This is a genomic window from Kamptonema formosum PCC 6407, from assembly GCF_000332155.1.
Taxonomy (GTDB): domain Bacteria; phylum Cyanobacteriota; class Cyanobacteriia; order Cyanobacteriales; family Microcoleaceae; genus Kamptonema; species Kamptonema formosum.
The window spans coordinates 2552971-2572049 of sequence record NZ_KB235903.1; the positions used below are offsets into that span (position 1 = coordinate 2552971).

Consider the following 19079-nt stretch of genomic DNA (forward strand, 5'->3'; position numbering starts at 1 on the left):
AACGAAGAATGCCGATAGCCAACCCAAAATCTACACAGAGGCAAGAAAATCATGTCAACTTTAATTGCAGTAGAACAACTTGAAAAGGTCTTTAATTTATCAGACGGTGGCAAATACATTGCCCTCAAAGGCATAGATCTGGAAATTAAAAAAGGCGAGTTTATATCCTTAATCGGACACTCTGGCTGTGGCAAATCTACTCTGCTAAATATGGTGGCTGGTTTGGATTTACCGACAGAAGGATTAGTAACAATTGAAGGACAAAGAATCACCCAACCAGGGCCCGATCGCATGGTAGTCTTTCAAAACTATTCCCTACTACCTTGGCGCACAGTCAGAGAAAATATTACTCTCGCTGTAGATTCGGTGATGAAAGGCTTACCCAAAGCGGAACGCCTCGATATCATTCAAAAACACATTGATATGGTGGGTTTAACTCCCCACGCCGAGAAACAGCCTGCATTGCTATCAGGAGGACAAAAACAACGGGTGGCGATCGCGCGTGCTCTGGCCTTACGCCCTAAACTATTGCTATTAGATGAACCCTTCGGTGCTTTAGACGCTTTAACTCGCGGCAATTTGCAAGAGAAATTAATGGAAATTTGCCAAGAGTACGAAATTAGTGCGCTGATGGTGACACACGATGTAGATGAGGCCGTGTTACTTAGCGATCGCATCGTCATGTTGACTAACGGCCCAGAATCGAAAATAGGCGGCATTCTCGAAGTAGACATCCCCCGCCCCCGCAAACGCATGGAAGTAGTCTCGCACCCCAGTTACTACGCCCTACGTAGCGAAATGATTTACTTCCTTAACCAACAAAAACGGGTGAAAAAATTAAGGGCGAGAAAAGTACCCGCGATCGCCCGTCACGGCCTCGAAAAAGTCAACCTCGAACTCGGATTCGTCCCCCTCGCCGCCTGTGCTCCCCTCGCGATCGCCAAAGAAAAAGGCCTATTTGCCAAACACGGCCTCGATGAAGTCCACCTCGTCCGCGAAACCAGTTGGCGCGGCATCGTAGATGGCATCGCCGGCGGTTACTTAGATGCCGCGCAAATGCCCTCTGGCATGGCTGTCTGGTTAAGCTTAGGAGGCCATCAAGAGAAGCCGATACCAACCGTTACAGCCCTCACCATGAGCCGCAACGGTAACGGAATTACCCTTGCCAGGCGGTTTTACGACCAAGGGATTTATACTCTGGCAGACTTTAAAGCCATGCTGCAAAGAACACCAGCGCAAACTCACAGGATGGCGATCGTTCACCCCTCCTCTATGCACAACCTGTTACTGCGTTACTGGTTAGCTGCTGGTGGCATTGACCCCGATCGCGATGTGTTGCTGAAAAATATCCCCCCAGCACAAATGATCGTTGACTTACAAGGCGGCACTATTGACGGTTTCTGCGTCGGCGAACCTTGGAACTTGCGGGCCTCAATGGAAGGCGTAGGCTTTACAGTGGCGACGGATTTGGAACTGTGGCCGGGACATCCTGGGAAAATTCTAGGAGTACGGGAAGAATGGGCGAATGCTTACCCCAATACTCACATTGCCTTAATTAAGGCATTGTTAGAAGCTTCTCAGTATTGCGCCGATCCTAATCACGCGGCTGAAGTAGCCGAAATTGTAGCGGGGCGCGAGTATGTCGCCACTGACAAAAATTACATTCAACTCGGCGATCCTAATTCTGCTGCTTGTAATTTGGATACTCCCATGCGGGAATACGCCCACCATTTATTTTATGGGGACGGAGTGAACCGTCCGAGTCGAACTGAACAGTTATGGCACATGGTACAAATGGCACGCTGGGGCGATACGGTGTTTCCGCGCAACTGGGTGGAAATTCTGGAACGGGTGGTGCGAGTTGGCCCCTTTAGTACGGCGGCGCGAGAGTTGGGGCTGTCAGATATTACTTATACTCGCGGTTCTCTTCCCTTGTTTGATGGGTCAGTGTTTAATTCTGACGATCCGATTGGATATCTTAATAGCCTGGAAATTAAACGCGATTTCACAATGGCTGAAGTTGTACTTGATTCGGGTCGTCGTTCGGCTTAGAAAGTTTGAAGAATTAAGGGAATATTTGAATACATAGAGTATGGTGCGTCAGAAGTATAAACCTTTATTCTATAAATCCATAATTTCGTCTGACGCACCCTACAAACTTCCTTCGCAATCGACAGTTAAACGTTAACAATCAACAATCAACAACAAGAAATTTAAACCCATGACTAATACTGCCCTCAACGAGAAAAACTCGAAAACTAGCCTTAATCAAGGAAGCGTTCGCCGCCAGCCTTTTTTGGTGATGGACAATGTTTATAAGTCCTATCCAAATGGTTATAAGGCTTTAGAAAATGTCAACTTGAACATAGCCGAAGGAGAGTTTATTACAATTATCGGACACTCCGGTTGTGGTAAATCAACGCTATTAAATATGGTGTCGGGTTTTAGCCAACCTAGTCAAGGAACCGTAACGATTAATGGGCAGAAAATTACCAAGCCTGGCCCGGATCGGATGGTTGTCTTTCAAGGTTACGCTTTGCTACCTTGGCGGACGGTGTTTGAGAATGTTTATTTGGCAGTTAATGCGGTATTTCCCAATAAGTCAAAAGTCGAGAAAAATGCGATTGTTAAAGAGCATTTAGCTATGGTAGGCTTGACTGAAGCTGCGGAGAAAAGGCCGCCGCAAATTTCCGGGGGGATGAAGCAGCGGGTATCGATCGCGCGGGCTTTGGCAATTCGCCCCCAGGTGCTAATTTTGGATGAACCTTTTGGGGCTTTGGATGCAATTACTAAGGAAGAATTGCAGGAAGAATTGCTGAAAATTTGGAACGATCATCGCTGTACGGTGTTGATGATTACTCACGATATTGATGAAGCTTTGTTTTTGGCCGATCGCTTGGTGATGATGACTAATGGGCCGTCGGCGACAGTTGGTGAAGTTTTGCAAATTCCTTTTCCGCGTCCTCGCGATCGCGTGCAAATCATGGAAGATCCAGAATACTCACTCATGGCCCAAACTATTGACTCTCTTCCCTTCTTTCCCTAGCCCCTAGCCCCTAACCCCTAGCCCCTAACCGCCTTGGCGGTTGCTATAGCTCAAAACAATAAACTACACAGTTTTATGACTACCACCGATCCTAACGTACAAACAGTTTCTACTGAAAGCCTTTCCAGTTCCGATATTATCACCAATGAATTAATTTCTGATGCAACGACTATCAGCTATGTAGAAGAGATTGAAACTGTCATTGCCAGTATGGCCATCGATCAAAAAGTAATGGTCGGCAAAAATGAAACAGGAGGGCATCGTTGGGAATTTAAGTACGGCAGCGTTGAGGTATTTGTACAACTTACAGGGGAAACTGAAGATGACTCCTTGACTGTTTGGGCTGCTGTACTGCCGTTACCTGCTAAGAATGAACCACTGTTAATGCGGAAGTTGCTAGAAATGAACTGGCTGTCAACTTATGAATCTCATTTTGCAATTGTTGATAGCCAAATTGTAGTAGTATCAACTCGCACTTTAGCGGAGTTATCGCCAGGGGAAATTTCCCGCGCCATTACCGTTGTTGCAACAATTGCTGATGATTATGACGACGCTTTGCAAGCTGAATTTAGTTAACTGTTAATTGTTAACAGTTAGTTGTTAGTTGTTAGTTGTTAACTGTTAATTGTTAACAGGGCAATTCCTTTTACCTCGTAAGTTGTAAGGTGGGCGCTCGCCGACCATCATTTGTGGCTATAACTTACAATATTTTTGGCGGCGAGCGCCTACCCTACATTTAATGATGTTTGTCTGTATTACCAATTACCAATTACCAATTACCAATTACCACTTAATATGTGGCGTATAATTCCCTTGATGTCCGCATCTGGAACCGTTCAAATGGCAATTGATGAATGGTTGCTAGAACAACACCGTTTGGGAAAACATCCGCCAACTTTGCGGTTTTATACTTGGGAACCAGCGGCGATTTCTTTGGGTTATCACCAGCGGCGCTGGCCTGAATTTTGGCAGGAAATAACTTGGCAAGGAATGCCTTTAGAATTAGTTAAACGTCCTAGTGGTGGACGTGCTGTCTTGCATCAAGGGGATTTAACTTATGCTGTAATTGCGTCAGAATTGGGTAAAAATCGCACAGAAGCTTATCAAATTATCTGCCAATTTTTGATTGAAGGTTGGCGATCGCTTGGTTTAGATTTACATTATGGTTCGGCGGGACGAGGTTATATTCATAACCCTAATTGTTTTGGTACTGCAACAGGTGCGGATTTAGTTTCGGCTGAGGGTTTTAAATTTATTGGTAGCGCTCAATTACGGCGGGGTGATGCTATTTTACAGCATGGTTCTATGCGTTTGCAACCAGATAATAGCTTATTTACTCAGGTATTTGGTGAGGAAATGAAGGCTGTGCAATTACGTTTATCTCAGCGGGGAGATAGTTTGATTGAAATTGTAGTTGAGGCTTTGACTTTAGCAGCTACACGCTGTTTCGATATTGAGTTAGTGGTGCAGCCTTTATCAGAGGAAGAGTGGGAGGCTATTTTGCTAATGGCTAATGGCTAATAGCTAATGGCTAATTGGTAATTGCTTTTAATTTTGTTCTGTTGATTTAGCTATTGCATTCAGCGGTAAACCGGGCGGATAGCTGCCCTCTTCTTTAATTCGCTTGATATCGGCTTCTGTAATCTTGGCATTTAAGGATTTTGCCACTGCTCTTACAATGTCACCCTTATCAATTGTTCCGGCTACAGAACCAGTTGGCGACAGTACGACAATGCGCCGTAATTGATGGGATTCCATGCAGTTAATTACTTCGACTAAAGATGATTTCTCGCCAACAGCAATGGCTTCGCTCAATGGTTTCACGATATCTTTGAGGGTTTGCTTTTCCCACTGACTGCGCTCGATGAAGCGGATATCGTCAACAGAAACTAAGCCGCGATCGCGACCATTAGAAGAAGCAACATAAATTTGAGAGTGAGAAGTTTCTAACAAATATTGCTCGGCAAACTGCCGCAGCGTCAAGTCAGCATTAATTACTCTAAATTCGCGGCTCATAGCATCGCTAGCCTTCGTTTTCAGTAAGGCTGACTGCAAATCGGCTATGCGGTTGTAAGAGGTGGCATTTCGCAGGCAAAACCAGCCTATAAGTCCAATCCATAAGGCTCCTGGTTGCCCAACTAGCAAAAAGAGTGATGCTCCTAATGCGATCGCCAACCAACCTAAAACTTGCCCTGTTTTCGCGGCCCAACGAACGCCAGCTAAGCGAGAACCGGTGATTTTCCAAACTGCTGCTTTTAAAACCTGTCCGCCGTCCAAGGGTAGACCGGGAATTAAATTAAAGATGCCCAAAATTAGATTAATTTCGGATATTCGTTCTGCCAGTTCGCGGATCAAGCTAGATGGTGGCAGAGTTATAGCTGCTAAACCAACTATTAAAAATAGTCCGAAGCTGACTCCTGGGCCTGCGATCGCCACTTGAAAAGCTTGACCGGGAGTTTTTGATTCCTGCTCTATAGAAGCAACACCGCCAAATAGAAATAGAGTAATGGAATTAACTTTAATACCTTGAGACATAGCGGCTAAACTATGCCCTAACTCGTGCATGAGAACGGAGCCAAATAGCAGTAGAGCTAGTGCAAATCCAGCGACCCAAGAAAGCACAGGCCCATAAGCTCCCTGGTAATTTCTAGCATTGGCAAAGGTTGCTAGCGCTAAAATCACAAACCAAGAGGAATCCACAAATAGCGGGATGCCAAATAAAGAGCCAATTCGCCAACCTGCCTGCATGAATTTTTCCTTGAGTGCATTTTTCAGGGTCGCCTAAGCCAAAGTCAATCAACCCTTTACTTTATTGTGACTGAAAAAGTCCTGAATGCGATCGCTCTTGTCAGGGCACGGCAAAGTCCCTTCGTGTCAACTTAAGGTCAAACCCTTAGTCCGGCAGGGGTTAAAACCCCCGCCTCAAAGTTTAAGTCCTCTAAAGAGGACTGTTAAACTCATTAGTTTTTATTAGTCCACTAAGCGAGGACTTTAGCTATAACAGGGGAGTTTTAACCCCTGACGGCCTTTGCTTGACAAGAAGCGGTTTCAACCGCCGAACTTTTGCCTTATGCTTTTAAACCTGCTGCCAAAGGTTTAGTCCAAATGCCCTGCTCATTTTCTTCGTACTGCTGATGAATTGTCTCCCAAGCGGCGTGTTCTGCTTTACTTGCGTCGTTAGTTTCGTCAAAGGCTTGATTGTAGCGATCGATGAATGTTTTTTGAGCTTCCTCAGATAGGTGCGATCGCACTTCAGGGGACAAGTCAGCCGGGCCCGAACACCGACCTGTACTGGCGCGGGGCAAAATCATGTCGCTGACGGAGATTTCTTCACCGCCTGCACTTTCCAGCAGCAGTTGAATTTCGCCCGATTTATCGGCGGCTACTTCTGCCATCACCAGAAATTCCCCTGCTTCTAGGCGCGTTTGATAGATAGTTGCCTTATCTTCAGGCATTCCCAAGGTAGCTAAGGCGGAGACTAAACCCGCACCAGCAGAACCTGCGATCGCACCGCTAGCAGCACCGATCAATACAGCACCCAAAGGCCCTGCTGCTACCACAGGCCCCACAAAGGGTATAAATAACACGCCAACACCTGTTAGCAAGCTCAAAAACGAGCCAAATAGGGAACCAAAAATTGCGCCGTTTCGGAGGCCTCCGAGAATCAGATCTTTCTTAGTAATAAAGCCCGCGATTCTGGTTTCGGATTGAAAATTTTTGCCCATCACGGAAATATGATCGCGAGACACACCGCGATCGAGCAGGCGGCGGATCGCGCCATCTATTTGCTTTTCTTCCTTAAATACTGCTGAAACTGTGCGCTCTGCTTTATATTCTTCTGGCATTTTGAGACTCCTTGAATACTTGTTGAATACTTGTAGATACGTTACTGTTTCTTGCAGTATAGGGCTATACTATGCTGTACCTGCGTCAATCTTCTGGTAGATTCCCTAGAAATTAATCTATAATCTTCTGGTGGATTTCATAGAAATCAATCTATTATTTTCTGTGATTAGCAACACTCAATTTTTGTTATATAAGCCTTGCGAAGTAATCCCAAAGATGGTTGTTAGCAGCAAGAGATTGCGTCACCCCTTCTCAATAACAGAGTAATAATCTATTTGTCATTGCGAGCGTAGCGAAGCAATCTCAGGGTATCAACAACGGTACAACAACCTACAAAGGAGAGCGAATATATCCCCACTTACCAAAACCAAAAGATACCGGAGCAAATCCGTCAGAAATATCATCATAAGACCGACTAAACTGCGGATTAATAACATAATTTCCACTTTTGTCTATAAAACCAAACTTCCCGTCAACTTCCACCTGTGCCAAACCCTCAGAAAAAGAGCCGCCACGACTAAACTTAAAAGGAATTACCAGCTCTCCTTTTGTATTGATATATCCAGATTTTTCACCATTGTAAACTGCCGCCAAGCCTTCAGAAAAAGGCGAAGCATACTTGAATTGAGGCGGAATTGCTAACCTCCCAGTTTTGTCAATATATCCTTCACCAACACTAAGACTAACTCGCGCAAAACCTTCCGAAAAATTACCTATAGCATCAGTCAATGTGTAATCCAGAATTATCTCAGTAAACTTTCCCATCTTGTCAATAAAGCCAGATTTACCATCCTCCACAACCAAAGCTACACCATCGGAAAAAGGCAATGCCCAATTAAATTTGGGCGGAATTACAAATTTACCAGTCTTGTCAATAAAGCCATCTTTGTCCTGAAACTTCACTGCTGCTAACCCTTCCGAAAAATAAATAGCACTTTCAAATTGTGGCTGAATTACCATTTTCCCTTTTGTGTCGATCGAGCCAAATTTGCCCCCGATCTTGACAGTCGCTAACCCATCAATAAAAGAAGAAGCTTCCTCAAAATCCTGTTGAATCACAATATTACCTGTTCTGTCAATATAGCGGAACTTGCCACCAATTGTCACCAATGCCAGCCCTTTAACAAAAGGATAATGTAGATAATACTCTGGTTGGATCAATAATTTTCCTGTCTGGTCGATCGCACCCCATTTTTTACCAATTTTCACCCAAGCTACCCCACTAGAAAATGACTCAGCTTCATCAAAAATGGGGGGGATTACTAAGAATTCACTCCAAGGCGTATACTCCGGTGGCAATACATTTGCTATTTTCAATGCTTGACATAATAAGCCTGCAATTTCGCCTCTGGTAGTGTTCTTATTGGGCTGAAGTTTCCTGACATTTGGGTAGTTGACAATCAGGTAGTTTTCTGTAGCAGCAGCGATCGCATTTCTGGCATAGTCTAGAATCTCCGCTGCATCGTCAAAATACTTCCTTAATGTCTCGTTTGCTGGTGAAACAGGTTGATAATTTAACCCATTTGCTATAATTGAAATTGCTTGCACTCGCGGTAACATTTGATTAGGCTTGAAAGTGCCGTCAGGATAACCCGCAAAAAATTTTCTTTCCGTAGCAAATTTAATTGCTTCGTGGGCCCAATAATTCTCAGGGACATCAGTAAAAGTAATGGCAGTAGCGACTATGGGGGAATTGGGAAAAGCTTTGAGTAAAATAGCAGCAAACTCAGCACGAGTAATAGTTACCTCTGGGCGAAAAGTGCGATTGTGATAGCCGTTAATAATCCCTCGCTGTGCCAACTCAATAATACATTTTTGCGCCCAATGGCTTTGAATGTCGGAAAAATTTACAGTGTTAGTCATAAATAGGCTCCTGTTTTTCAACTATTCTACAGTTCTCTTCACTGGATACTTTAAGATACAATTAGATCGAACCAGCAATCAGGAAAAAATCTGATTTTCCTAGCTAAACTCCTCACATCTTCTTTCAGACTTGCCCTTCCATTTTTCAACTCCAATCACAAGGAAATAAATTAATGGCATTAGCACATCTCTTTCCAGTTATCCATCCCATCTTAAAGCATACTTTCCCAAATTGCCTGTGGACAGGAGATGTCAATCAGCCGGAGATTGCCTTAACTTTTGACGATGGCCCCCACCCGCAACACACGCCAAAATTACTCAAAATTTTAGATAAATACAATATTACAGCTAGCTTTTTTCTACTCGGTTTGTGCGTCCAACGCTATCCCGAAATTACTAAGGCTATTTATGAAAGCGGTCATTGGATTGGCTTACATGGCTATCAACATATATCCTTCCCTAAGTTAACACCAACAAACTTAAAATTGGAATTAGAAAATACCCAAAATCATATTTACGAAGCCTGCGGTTTAGCACCACAATTAATCCGAGATGTGCGCCCACCCAATGGTTTTTTTACGCCCCGCCAATTAAATTTGTTAACGGGTTGGGGATATCGCCCTGTAATGTGGAGTGTAGTACCTGAAGATTGGGTAAGACCGGGAGTTTCTGTGGTTGTTAATCGCGTGATTCAGCAGACTTGTAGGGGTTCAATTATTGTCTTACACGACGGACATTGTGGCGGAGAAGATGTAGCACTCTCAGCAGCAGAAATTATTCCTCTACTTTTAGATCGAGGCTATAATTTTGTTACCATCGATAAAATCTGGAACCAAATCCAACAGGGCAGATTTTGAGTTGGGTAAAGTGGCGGATAGTATAATCTCTGAGTAAACCTGTGTTGACAAGACATTTATTCAGGACTTACGCAAAACTATCCGTAACGCCGCCATCTTGGCGGTCAAGTCACCGCCAAGATGGCGGCGTTACGGAATCTGTCATAATATCTGTGTGAGTAGAGGAGTTTTTGTATGGTTAAATCGCATAAATCGCCAACTGTAACAGCCTTAGCTTTGGGTTTAATCTTAGCTAATGAGGTGCTTTTTAATAACAGGATAGCGCCTGCATTTGCCCAAACTAGGTTTAAGGATGTTCAAAACCATTGGGCCCAAGCTTGTATTGAAGATTTAGCCGATAAAAAAATTATTAGTGGCTATTATGAAGATGGAACTTTTCGCCCCAATCGCCCCGTTTCCCGCGCCGAATTTGCTGCCATCGTCCGCAGAGCTTTTCCCAATGCTAAGCCAGTTCGAGAAGCTATGACTTTTGTCGATCTTCCTACTGATTATTGGGCTTATAAGTCGATAATGGAAGCCTATCAAACGGGATTTATTTCTAGCTACAATGGTAGTGTTTTTAATCCTACTCTTAATATTCCTCGCTGGCAAGTGGTGGTATCTTTAAGTAATGGTTTAAGGTATTCCCCAACGCAATCGGCGACTAACATTTTGACCGCGACTTTTGACGATGCAGCGGACATTCCAGATTTAGCAAAAAATGCGATCGCGGCTGCTGCTGAAAAACAGGTTGTCGTTAATTATCCTAATGTTAGACAACTTAAACCAAATCAAGATGTAAGTCGGGCAGAAGTAGCTGCATTTCTTTGCCAAGCTGTGTCTAACTCAGGTCAAGCGGCTTTAGTTCCTTCTCAATATATTGCCCAAGTTCCCGCCGATATTCAACCAACTAAAACAGAGATATCAGAAGTTGGCAAAGTTCGTGCAGAATTTTCTTATCAACAACAAGGTGAAGATGGCAAAAATTTGCGGATAAAAATTAGCCGGGAAGGTCAAATATTCCTCGATGAACCTGTGCTATTGCCGACGCGATCGCTTGCAGGTAACATAGATCGAAAAGCAACAAATGAAATATCTGAAGGGCTGTTATTATCTCTACGAGTGCGAGATTTAGATGGCGATGGGGAACCGGAAGTGTTAGTAGATTTGGTGTCTGCTAAAAGCAGAAGTAATAGCATTCGCAACAACTATTCCTATATTTACCGCTACGAGGCGACACCTAAAACCTACGTACTTACGCAACATTCTTGGGGGAATGTCAATTACGAACTTGAGGATTTAGATCGAGATAATATTCTGGAATTTAAAAGTCAGGATGGAAGATTTAGAGAGGCATTTACCAATTATACTGATTCTCGATTGCCCTTGCAAATCTGGCAATATCGTCAAGGCAAAATGTTAGATGTTACTAAACAATATCCCGTACAAGTTTACACTAATGCCTCTGAACTGTGGGTAGAAAGTAGCACTCGTCAAAGCAATAATCAAGATATAAAAGGCGTGTTGGCGGCTTACCTAGCAAGTAAGTATGTACTTGGTCAAGAGGTGGAAGGTTGGCAATTAGTTGAGAAGATTTATCAAGGTAGCGATCGCGCTCAATTTTTGGGACAATTACGCCAATTTTTAGCGAGTAATGGCTATGCTGTTGGTCAAAATACCGCTGATAATAAGCCTCAAGATCGATCAGATACTAAACTTCAAGCTCAACCAGAGACTAAACCTCAAGATAAGCCAGATACTAAGCCTCAAGATAAGCCAGATGCTAAGCCTCAAGATAAGCCAGATACTAAGGATAATGAGACTGCGATCGCACCTAAATTAGTCCGCACTTTACCTGGTAGCAAAAACCCAGTTTTTTCTGTGTCAATTAGCCCAGATGGTAAAACTTTAGCCGCCAGTGGTAAGCAGGAAATTAAACTTTGGAATCTGGAAACAGGAGAAATATTAAATACCTTATCGGGCCATGAAGGTAATGTTTGGTCTGTAGCTATTAGTCCAGATGGGCAAACTTTGATGAGCGGTAGTGGTGATGGTAGCGCGATTTTGTGGGATATTTCTACTGGGGAAATCCGACGCAATCTATCCCATACAGGGGGGTGGATTAATGCAGTTGGTTTTAGTTCAGATAGCAAAACTGCGATTAGTTGCAGTCATAATAAGGGGATTAATTTGTGGGATGTTACTACTGGAAAACTCCTGTATAGTCTCGATGGATTTAACCCGATGGCGATCGCTTCTCAAGGGCGGGTTTTCGCCAGCAGCGGCGGGCCTAGCGAGATCAAGCTATGGGATGTGGTGACGGGGGCACTTCGCAGTACCCTTGCGGTTCCAGCGGTGGCGGGAGGCGGAATTAAGGCGATCGCTATCAGTCGGGATGGGTGGACTCTCGCCCACGCGATGTCTGGAAATTCTCGCATCCAAGTCTGGGATTTGCGGAAGCGACAAGCGCTTTATACCCTAGACGGACATTCTGCGGGGGTAGAGGCGATCGCGATTAGTCCCGACGGACAAACTCTCGCTAGTAGCAGTAGCGATCGCACTCTCAAACTGTGGAATCTACGTACCGGGAAACTGATGCACTCAATGGAAGGGATGGGTGCGATCGCCTTCAGCCGCGACGGGCAAATTCTTGTTAGCGTAGGTAAGGATAATTCTATTCAAATTTGGCAAATGAGTGACAAAGTTAGCCAAAGGTGAGTAAGTTTTTTCAGCAATTACGCGCGATGAGATTAGAAACCGGGTTTCTGAGTAGAATCTCCGTAGAGAATCGAATATTTTTCTAAGAAACCCGGTTTCTGTGCGTAGGTAAACGCTACGAATGTACATTTGAAGGAGAAGTATTATTTTGCCTGCTAAAACATTGTCAACTACTTTGCGATCGCAGTCAAATTAATCAGCCAAAAAACATTCAGACTATAACTTCCTTCAGAAACGCGGCTAATTCTCCCTTATTCATATTTCCCTGTGCCACCTGCATCACCAAATTATATGCTTGCTCATCTGTCAAATTTAGGGAATAGCCATTAAAACGTAAAAAACTATCCATCGCCGCGAAAGCAGTCCGTTTATTGCCATCAATAAAAGGGTGATTCATCGCTAAATGGTAGAAATAAGCAGCAGCTTGATCCTGAATTGTGGGATGCAGCAACTCACCGCCGAAAGTGGCTTGCGGTTGAGCTAAAGCAGACTCCAGCAAGCCTTCATCCCTAACACCCTGACTGCCACCAAATTTTTCAATTTGTCTGGCATGGATGCTTAAAACCGCACTTTTATTTAGAAAATTAGGAATTAGCAAGACGGCGATAAACCTCCTCTCTTTCGCGTTCCGAATCTAGATATGCCTGCCATAATTTCGGGTCTATTTCTGGTTGTTGCTTAGCCTTTAGGGAACGCACAAACTCAAGTACCTCTTCTAGTCTATGCTCTGGCACTTGGTCAATTTCTTGGAGCAGTAAGTCTTTAGTAGTCATTTTTCCGAAAAGATTAGTATACTAAGTAGGGTGGGCGCTCGCCGTCAATCATTTTAGGCTATGAGAAACATCTAGGCTATGAGAAACATCGCTATTTGTGGCAATAGCCTACCTTACTTTTAATTGTATCCTTTTACTTACCAGCTTACTACAAAACTTATAGAAAATGCAACTTACCAGTAAAATTTTCTGCCCAATTCCTCTTCTAACTTGTAATTATATGGTTGAAAAAACTCACTCAATCGCCCATGAATAGCATCAATCGGCGGCTGATAAACCCCAGCATTATACTTTTCATGATCAGGAAGTTGATAATCTGGCAAACCTAAAAATGCAAAAACCTGTTGAAGTGCAACAGCAGGATTAGCATAAAAATCTTCACTTCGCAAAATTAAGAACTGCTCTTTAGGAAAAAGCCTCATCCACCGTCTGATACTATAAACATAAAGACTCTTATCAAGATACTCGCACTGTTTCCAGTAAATTGCATTTTCTAAATCCGTTTCATTTGCCTTTGCTAATATCTCCATTTCAACGTTTATCGCCTCTTCAAAAGAGCGCTTTTCCGTTCCCCGTCTCACCCACATTTGATAATGAGAAAAAACTCTGGCTACAGGATTTCTCAGGATAATAATTAGCTTAACTTGCGGTAGAGATTCGTGCAATCTTTGAGCCGCTAGCGGATAGTTTAAATAGGTAGGAGTTGCCTCGCCAGTCAAAAAAAATTGTGTATTTATTTCTGGGAAAAAATGAGCATCATACCAAGCCTTACCGCGATGAAAATGTTCTGAAAAAAAACAGATTTCTTTCTCAGCAGCCGCTAAAATTTGAGGATGAGAAGTGATATACTTATAAAGAGAAGTAGTTCCACATCTAGGAGAACCGATAATAATAAAATCTGGGTTGCGTAAGTTTTCAAAATTACAATTTACTTGTGCAAGTTCGGGATGAGATACTAAAGTTTGCTTGTAAACAGCAGTTTGGTAAACCGCTATCGCCTCCTCAATTTTTCCCTGTTTTGTCAGCGCTGCCGCCAAATGGACGTAAACTAAAGGAAAGTCAGGTAAAATCTCAATAACTTGGCGATAAAGGGCAATTAAATCGTCAATTAAACTAGAATTATTAGGAAGCGGCGCATAGCGCAGAGGAAAGTAAGCAGGGGTAAAATTGGGTTGTAGGATAATCGCCTTTTGCTGAGCTGCGATCGCATCTTCTAATTGCCCATTTTGTTGTAGCGCTTTCCCCAAATTGTGGTAAGCTAAAGGCGAATCGGGATTTATTTCAACCGCCTTTCGGTAATGCGCGATCGCCTCCTCTAATTTTCCCTCTAACTTCAGCGCATCTCCCAAAGCACAATAGTCCAAATTCATGCCGGAATCCTATAATAACCGCGCATCATCACCTTAATATCTAAATGCTTCTTATCCGCCGTAGTTCCATCGTGAATCATATTCTCCGTAGGCGCAATATAAGCCTCCCCCGGTGCTATTCTCAGCTTCACCACTGGATATTCTGGATAGCGCCTCATAAATTCCTCATTCGCCGATCGCATCCAATTTTGTTGAATTCCCTCCTCGCTACCTCCCAACATCTCAAATAAAGTCATTTCTGGCAGATTAATAAATAAAAAATAACGGTCTTCCAGCCCCAAATTAACACAAATACGATTAGTTGCTTCGTGCTTGCGATTCAACGGTAATTTATCCCAATTATCAGTATGCAAACCATTATGGCAGCCTCGGTTTCTGTCAATTGTTGACGTAGTTAATCCCGGAGGCATTCCCCCAATGCCATTAATCGCAGGCGGAGAATTAGAGAAACATAAAGGAGTAAAATAGTGAATAATTTTATCTAAAGCTTCCTGGCAATTTTCGCGGATGCCAAAAGCCTTTAATTCTTCTTGAGTTGCGATCGCGCTAATACCTTGTTCTGCAAACGGAGCTAACACTTTTGAGGGCAAACGCACAATTCCTATACCAGCATAATAGGGTGGTACCTCCTCTGTCCACAGCAGTGCCGACTCCTGTGCATTTGGATATCTCCAAGGCTCTTTAGGCACAAAAGCACCATCGCAATAACCAGCACTCTCTGGTAGAATTTCTCCTGCTGCCACAGTACCAGAACTCAGCCACACCCTCGGAATTTCACTCTTATCCTTGGGAGTGCATTGAAAAATTTTAATTCCTTCCCGAAGATTGACCATCAAAGCAAAAATTATCTAAAAGTTAACAGTTAACAGTTAACTGTTAACTGTTAACTGGTAAGCTTCTATAACTTGTAAGTAGGTAGATGCAAATAAACCTTGCTGTGTAATAAGTAAGGTGGGCGCTTACCGACTACCATTTATAGCTATAAGTTACAAGTTTTTTGCGGCAAGCGCCCACCCTACGTTTAATTCTACTATTTAACAGCTAACAATTAACAGTTAACCGTTAACTACTCTAGTGCGTGCAGTGCGTACAATGCGTACAATGCGTACACAAACCCGCAACCTCAAACCCTTCTGCTGTTGGAAATTGCCAGAGAGTTTGTGTTAAACTTGCAGGGTCAACTTCTGGTCTAGGAACAGATGAAAACGTCAAGACGCGCCCCTCATCATCTGTATTTTCTACCAAAATTTCATCCTCAGCAATTTTAATACCATCTCGGTGTAAAATGCTGATGCCAAACATATTAGTCATTCCCAACTCTGACAGCTTAGCTGCAATAGCGCTGAGAAATTCTTGATTGTTGACAACTGCTTCTGAGCGTTCAACTGCCGCTGCTACCTGCTCATTATTGCGGACAAATTCTAACGGAAACCAAACCCACTCACCAGATACTTGATTTTGTTCAACCTTCCACATATAGGGAATAGCATCGCTATATTCTGTGGTCGGCTTAATGTAAGAATTGTTACCTTCAAACTCCTCAACTAGCCGCTCTTCAGCAGACAGGTTGAAGTGCTTGTGAAGCAAGCATATACCAACTTGTTTTTGCAAGCCGTAGCTGCGGATAATCGCACCCAACTCTTTCAGATTATACTTGACTAATTCAAGCCGATCTCTGACCGTGAAAAAATCCTCTAAACCGTCGAAAACTTCTGGTTTGTAAGCTGTTAGCATACGGGTTTAGTTCCTTGCAGATTAATATCTATAGTCGAACATATTTGGGATTTTGCCAAATGTCAATAGCTGAGACAGGATAAATATATTAAATATTTGTGACAGCGGTAATTTTTTAGCGTAAGCTTTGGTGAGTAAGGGCGGTAGGCATCGCACTAATACGTCTCTGGTATCGATCGCCCCTAGCAGTTTCCGCGCCGCAGGCAACCGGATGAGTAATACCCAGTTTGAGATCGCTAATAGGTCTTTAACGAAACCCCTCGCTCCTAGAGTCCTTGATGTGGACATAGATTGCTTGTAGTCTTAGATTGGCGAGTGACATTTGAGTGCGATCGCCCCCTTAGATTACAGGGATTCGCCTAGAATAGTTACTAGGCATTGTTATTTATTTTTTTTAGGAATTACGCAGTCGATCGGATAAGTGTGTCAGAGGTTGCCCCGATAACCGCACAGAAAATCTTAGCCTCAAACCCCATCCTTCATCAGCCATTCTCCATTCTTCAATCCCTATGCTTGTCTGTCTCCAGTGTCAGTTTGAGAATCCCAATAGCAACAAATTTTGTCAAAACTGCGGCACTTCCCTCACCGACAAGTTTTGCCCTGAGTGCGGTGCTAAAGTCTCTTTTAGCGCCAAACAGTGTCAAAACTGTGGTAATGCGACAGGCCAAGTATGGTGGGCAGTAGTATTGTGGCAACCAGATTTACAACCCACTCCAACTTCAGAACCCGAACTTGCAATACCTTCGGCAGACTACGCCTACGGTCAAATTCAGCAGCTACAAGACATTTTTGTTGGTGCAGCATCAACAGAAAGTTTTGTAGAGCCAGCATCAGACATAATTAGCACAGAAATATCCCCCCCCCTCCAACCCCCAGAAACAGCAGTTTTAAGCCCTCAGATCCCCCCTGATGACGAGATCGGCAACGGAGATATTGAGGATACTAGCTCGGTTAATATGCAAGGGGCTGCATCCTTCCCAGCCAACGAAGATGCTCAATTTATAGATAAATTAGAGCAAAATGCTATACCCGCTCTGGATTTCCTTAAAGGAGATAAGCCAGAAAGTGAAGAGTCTGAGACTCGGAGACTCGGAGACTCGGAGACTAGAGAAGATTTAACTTCCCCATCTCCCCCATCTCCCCCATCCTTATCTGTGGGAGATTATTTAGATACGCAGAAACGTTACCAACTATTAGAACCCTTAGTATTAAAAGCTACTGAAGCAACTGTTACGGTGTTGGTCTTAGACTGTAATCCTCTACAAACTTCCTTACTCAAAGCACTCTTAGCAGCTAAGTCAGAAATTCCTGCGACTGCACAACCCTACTTAACTCTAAAGTCAGAATTTCCCCAAAACCTGCCCAGCCTTCACGACACTTTGCAGGAAAACGGACAAGCAGTAATACTCTTAGAAGACTGCTCAGACTGGCCATTGCTATCAACACAGTGGAGCAATCCCCAAACTTCAACCCAGCAAATCTTATATTGGCTCAACGAGATGACAGAGCTTTGGGCTGCACTAGAACCCTGGCAGAGCCGTCAAAGCTTACTAGAAATGACAAATTTGCGGGTAAATCCGAATCCCACAGCCTCTTTAGCCTCAATCCGCCTGCAAAGACTCTATCCAGAAACAGCTCCATCCTCTCTAACTCTTCAAACTTTAGGAGAATTGTGGCAGGCTTTATTTAACCAGTCTCAGCGCACCCTATTTAGTGCTTTGGCCGCCCTGTTGCGCGATCTGCATCAGGGAAATATTCAAACGATAGACTTACTGCGATCGCATCTAGAAAATATGCACAGCTCACTGCAACCCGAACCAACCCCAACCTCAGCCCTCACCCACCTGCAATTGGGCAAATTTCAGCACAAGCTCGCTGATGCAGGCGACGACAGTACAACCCTCCCCTTGCCCATGCAAGTTTACCGTTTGGAAGACTGCGGACGCACAGATGTTGGTCGCCAGCGAGATCGCAATGAGGATTTTTTCACCATTTGGACTCAGACGAACAAGCTAGAAAGCTCGCTTGGTCGCATCCTTCAGATTAAAGGACTTTACATCCTCTGCGACGGCATGGGCGGACACTCCAGCGGTGAAGTAGCCAGCCAATTAGCCGTAGAAAGCCTCAAGCAATACTTTCAAACCCATTGGAGAGATGAGCTACCCTCTGCCCAAACCATCAGCGAAGCAGTGCTGTTAGCCAACCAAGCCATCTATGAAGTTAATCAAAAAGATGTTCGCTCTGGTAGCGCCCGTATGGGTACTACTCTTGTTACAGTCTTAATTCAAGACTCTCAAGTTGCCGTTGCCCACGTCGGTGATAGCCGACTTTATCGACTCAGGAGAGGAGGGAAACTCAAAAAAATTACCACCGATCACGAAGTAGGCCAACGGGAAATTAAGCGGGGTGTCGATCCGCAAACTGCATACTCCCGCCCCGATGCCTATCAGCTAACTCAAGCTCTCGGCCCACGAGATAATAATTTTGTCAAGCCAGAGGTGCAGTTTATAGAACTACTTGAAGATACCCTCTTAATTTTGGCCTCCGACGGTCTGACGGACAACAATTTCTTGGAAACTCACTGGCAAAGTAAGCTCGAACCTCTTCTCAACCCCCAAAGTAATTTGGAGCAAGGTGTGAAGGAGTTAATCGACTTAGCTAATCAGCATAATGGTCATGACAACATTACAGCTATTGTTATTCGTGTACAAGTACGACCTTACCGATTCTAAATTAGTTAGTTGTTAGTTGTTAGTTGTTAGTTGTTGGTTGTTGGTTCAGGACTTACGCACCCAACCAAAGAAACCGGGTTTTTTTACGAAAATACTTCGTTGTTACCCACAGATTCTCTCAAAAACCCGGTTTCTGGAGCCATGAGTGTAAGTCATAGTAA

General features: G+C 43.8%; 16 protein-coding genes. 7 read left to right on the forward strand and 9 right to left on the reverse strand.

Annotated features, from left to right (window positions below; all coding sequences use genetic code 11):
* Positions 1-51: 51 nt before the first annotated feature.
* The 4 genes from OSCIL6407_RS0116070 to OSCIL6407_RS0116085 all read left to right on the forward strand — a co-directional run bounded on the left by OSCIL6407_RS0116070 (position 52) and on the right by OSCIL6407_RS0116085 (position 4567).
* Complete coding sequence (locus OSCIL6407_RS0116070; protein ID WP_007355756.1) at positions 52-2052, forward strand: ABC transporter ATP-binding/substrate-binding protein; 2001 nt, start codon at positions 52-54, stop codon at positions 2050-2052.
* Between the two features lie 169 nt (positions 2053-2221).
* Positions 2222-3046, forward strand: a complete 825-nt coding sequence (locus tag OSCIL6407_RS0116075; RefSeq protein WP_019487426.1) for a nitrate ABC transporter ATP-binding protein — start codon at positions 2222-2224, stop codon at positions 3044-3046.
* A 75-nt stretch (positions 3047-3121) separates the two neighbouring features.
* On the forward strand, positions 3122-3622 hold the full coding sequence (locus tag OSCIL6407_RS0116080) for a YbjN domain-containing protein (RefSeq protein WP_007355753.1): 501 nt from the start codon (positions 3122-3124) through the stop codon (positions 3620-3622).
* Between the two features lie 219 nt (positions 3623-3841).
* Entirely contained in the window at positions 3842-4567 is a 726-nt protein-coding gene (locus tag OSCIL6407_RS0116085) for a lipoate--protein ligase family protein (RefSeq protein ID WP_007355752.1), read from the forward strand.
* Between the two features lie 27 nt (positions 4568-4594).
* Here the strand turns inward: OSCIL6407_RS0116085 and OSCIL6407_RS0116090 are convergent, their stop codons facing one another.
* The 3 genes from OSCIL6407_RS0116090 to OSCIL6407_RS0116100 form a co-directional block, all read right to left on the reverse strand.
* A complete protein-coding gene (locus OSCIL6407_RS0116090; RefSeq protein ID WP_007355751.1) occupies positions 4595-5794 on the reverse strand; it encodes a site-2 protease family protein in 1200 nt (399 codons plus the stop codon).
* Positions 5795-6114: 320 nt separating this feature from the next.
* On the reverse strand, positions 6115-6891 hold the full coding sequence (locus tag OSCIL6407_RS0116095) for a ChaB family protein (protein WP_007355750.1): 777 nt from the start codon (positions 6889-6891) through the stop codon (positions 6115-6117).
* A 331-nt stretch (positions 6892-7222) separates the two neighbouring features.
* Positions 7223-8755 (reverse strand): WG repeat-containing protein, encoded by a 1533-nt coding sequence (locus tag OSCIL6407_RS0116100; protein WP_007355749.1) that lies wholly within the window; start codon positions 8753-8755, stop codon positions 7223-7225.
* Between the two features lie 173 nt (positions 8756-8928).
* Here OSCIL6407_RS0116100 and OSCIL6407_RS0116105 point away from each other — a divergent pair, with 173 nt between their 5' ends.
* Together OSCIL6407_RS0116105 and OSCIL6407_RS0116110 are read left to right on the forward strand one after the other, a co-directional pair.
* On the forward strand, positions 8929-9612 hold the full coding sequence (locus OSCIL6407_RS0116105; protein WP_007355748.1) for a polysaccharide deacetylase family protein: 684 nt from the start codon (positions 8929-8931) through the stop codon (positions 9610-9612).
* Between the two features lie 174 nt (positions 9613-9786).
* The gene (locus OSCIL6407_RS0116110; RefSeq protein WP_007355747.1) at positions 9787-12309 is read left to right on the forward strand and encodes an S-layer homology domain-containing protein; all 2523 of its coding nucleotides are present in this window, start codon (positions 9787-9789) and stop codon (positions 12307-12309) included.
* Between the two features lie 211 nt (positions 12310-12520).
* On the opposite strand, the gene OSCIL6407_RS0116115 is transcribed toward OSCIL6407_RS0116110, so the two are convergent.
* The 6 genes from OSCIL6407_RS0116115 to OSCIL6407_RS32655 all read right to left on the reverse strand — a co-directional run bounded on the left by OSCIL6407_RS0116115 (position 12521) and on the right by OSCIL6407_RS32655 (position 16474).
* A complete protein-coding gene (locus OSCIL6407_RS0116115; RefSeq protein ID WP_007355746.1) occupies positions 12521-12907 on the reverse strand; it encodes a type II toxin-antitoxin system death-on-curing family toxin in 387 nt (128 codons plus the stop codon).
* Positions 12894-13082, reverse strand: coding sequence for a hypothetical protein (locus OSCIL6407_RS0116120; RefSeq protein ID WP_007355745.1), 189 nt, complete (start codon positions 13080-13082; stop codon positions 12894-12896). The genes OSCIL6407_RS0116115 and OSCIL6407_RS0116120 overlap by 14 nt, the downstream gene beginning before the upstream one ends.
* 173 nt (positions 13083-13255) lie before the next feature.
* Positions 13256-14452, reverse strand: coding sequence for a tetratricopeptide repeat-containing sulfotransferase family protein (locus OSCIL6407_RS0116125; protein WP_007355744.1), 1197 nt, complete (start codon positions 14450-14452; stop codon positions 13256-13258).
* Positions 14449-15285, reverse strand: coding sequence for a hypothetical protein (locus OSCIL6407_RS0116130; RefSeq protein WP_007355743.1), 837 nt, complete (start codon positions 15283-15285; stop codon positions 14449-14451). The genes OSCIL6407_RS0116125 and OSCIL6407_RS0116130 overlap by 4 nt, the downstream gene beginning before the upstream one ends.
* Positions 15286-15523: 238 nt before the next feature.
* Complete coding sequence (locus OSCIL6407_RS0116135; protein WP_007355742.1) at positions 15524-16186, reverse strand: hypothetical protein; 663 nt, start codon at positions 16184-16186, stop codon at positions 15524-15526.
* 21 nt (positions 16187-16207) lie between these two features.
* A complete protein-coding gene (locus OSCIL6407_RS32655; RefSeq protein WP_007355741.1) occupies positions 16208-16474 on the reverse strand; it encodes a hypothetical protein in 267 nt (88 codons plus the stop codon).
* Between the two features lie 221 nt (positions 16475-16695).
* Here OSCIL6407_RS32655 and OSCIL6407_RS0116145 point away from each other — a divergent pair, with 221 nt between their 5' ends.
* The gene (locus OSCIL6407_RS0116145) at positions 16696-18918 is read left to right on the forward strand and encodes a serine/threonine phosphatase (protein WP_007355740.1); all 2223 of its coding nucleotides are present in this window, start codon (positions 16696-16698) and stop codon (positions 18916-18918) included.
* Positions 18919-19079 lie beyond the last annotated feature (161 nt).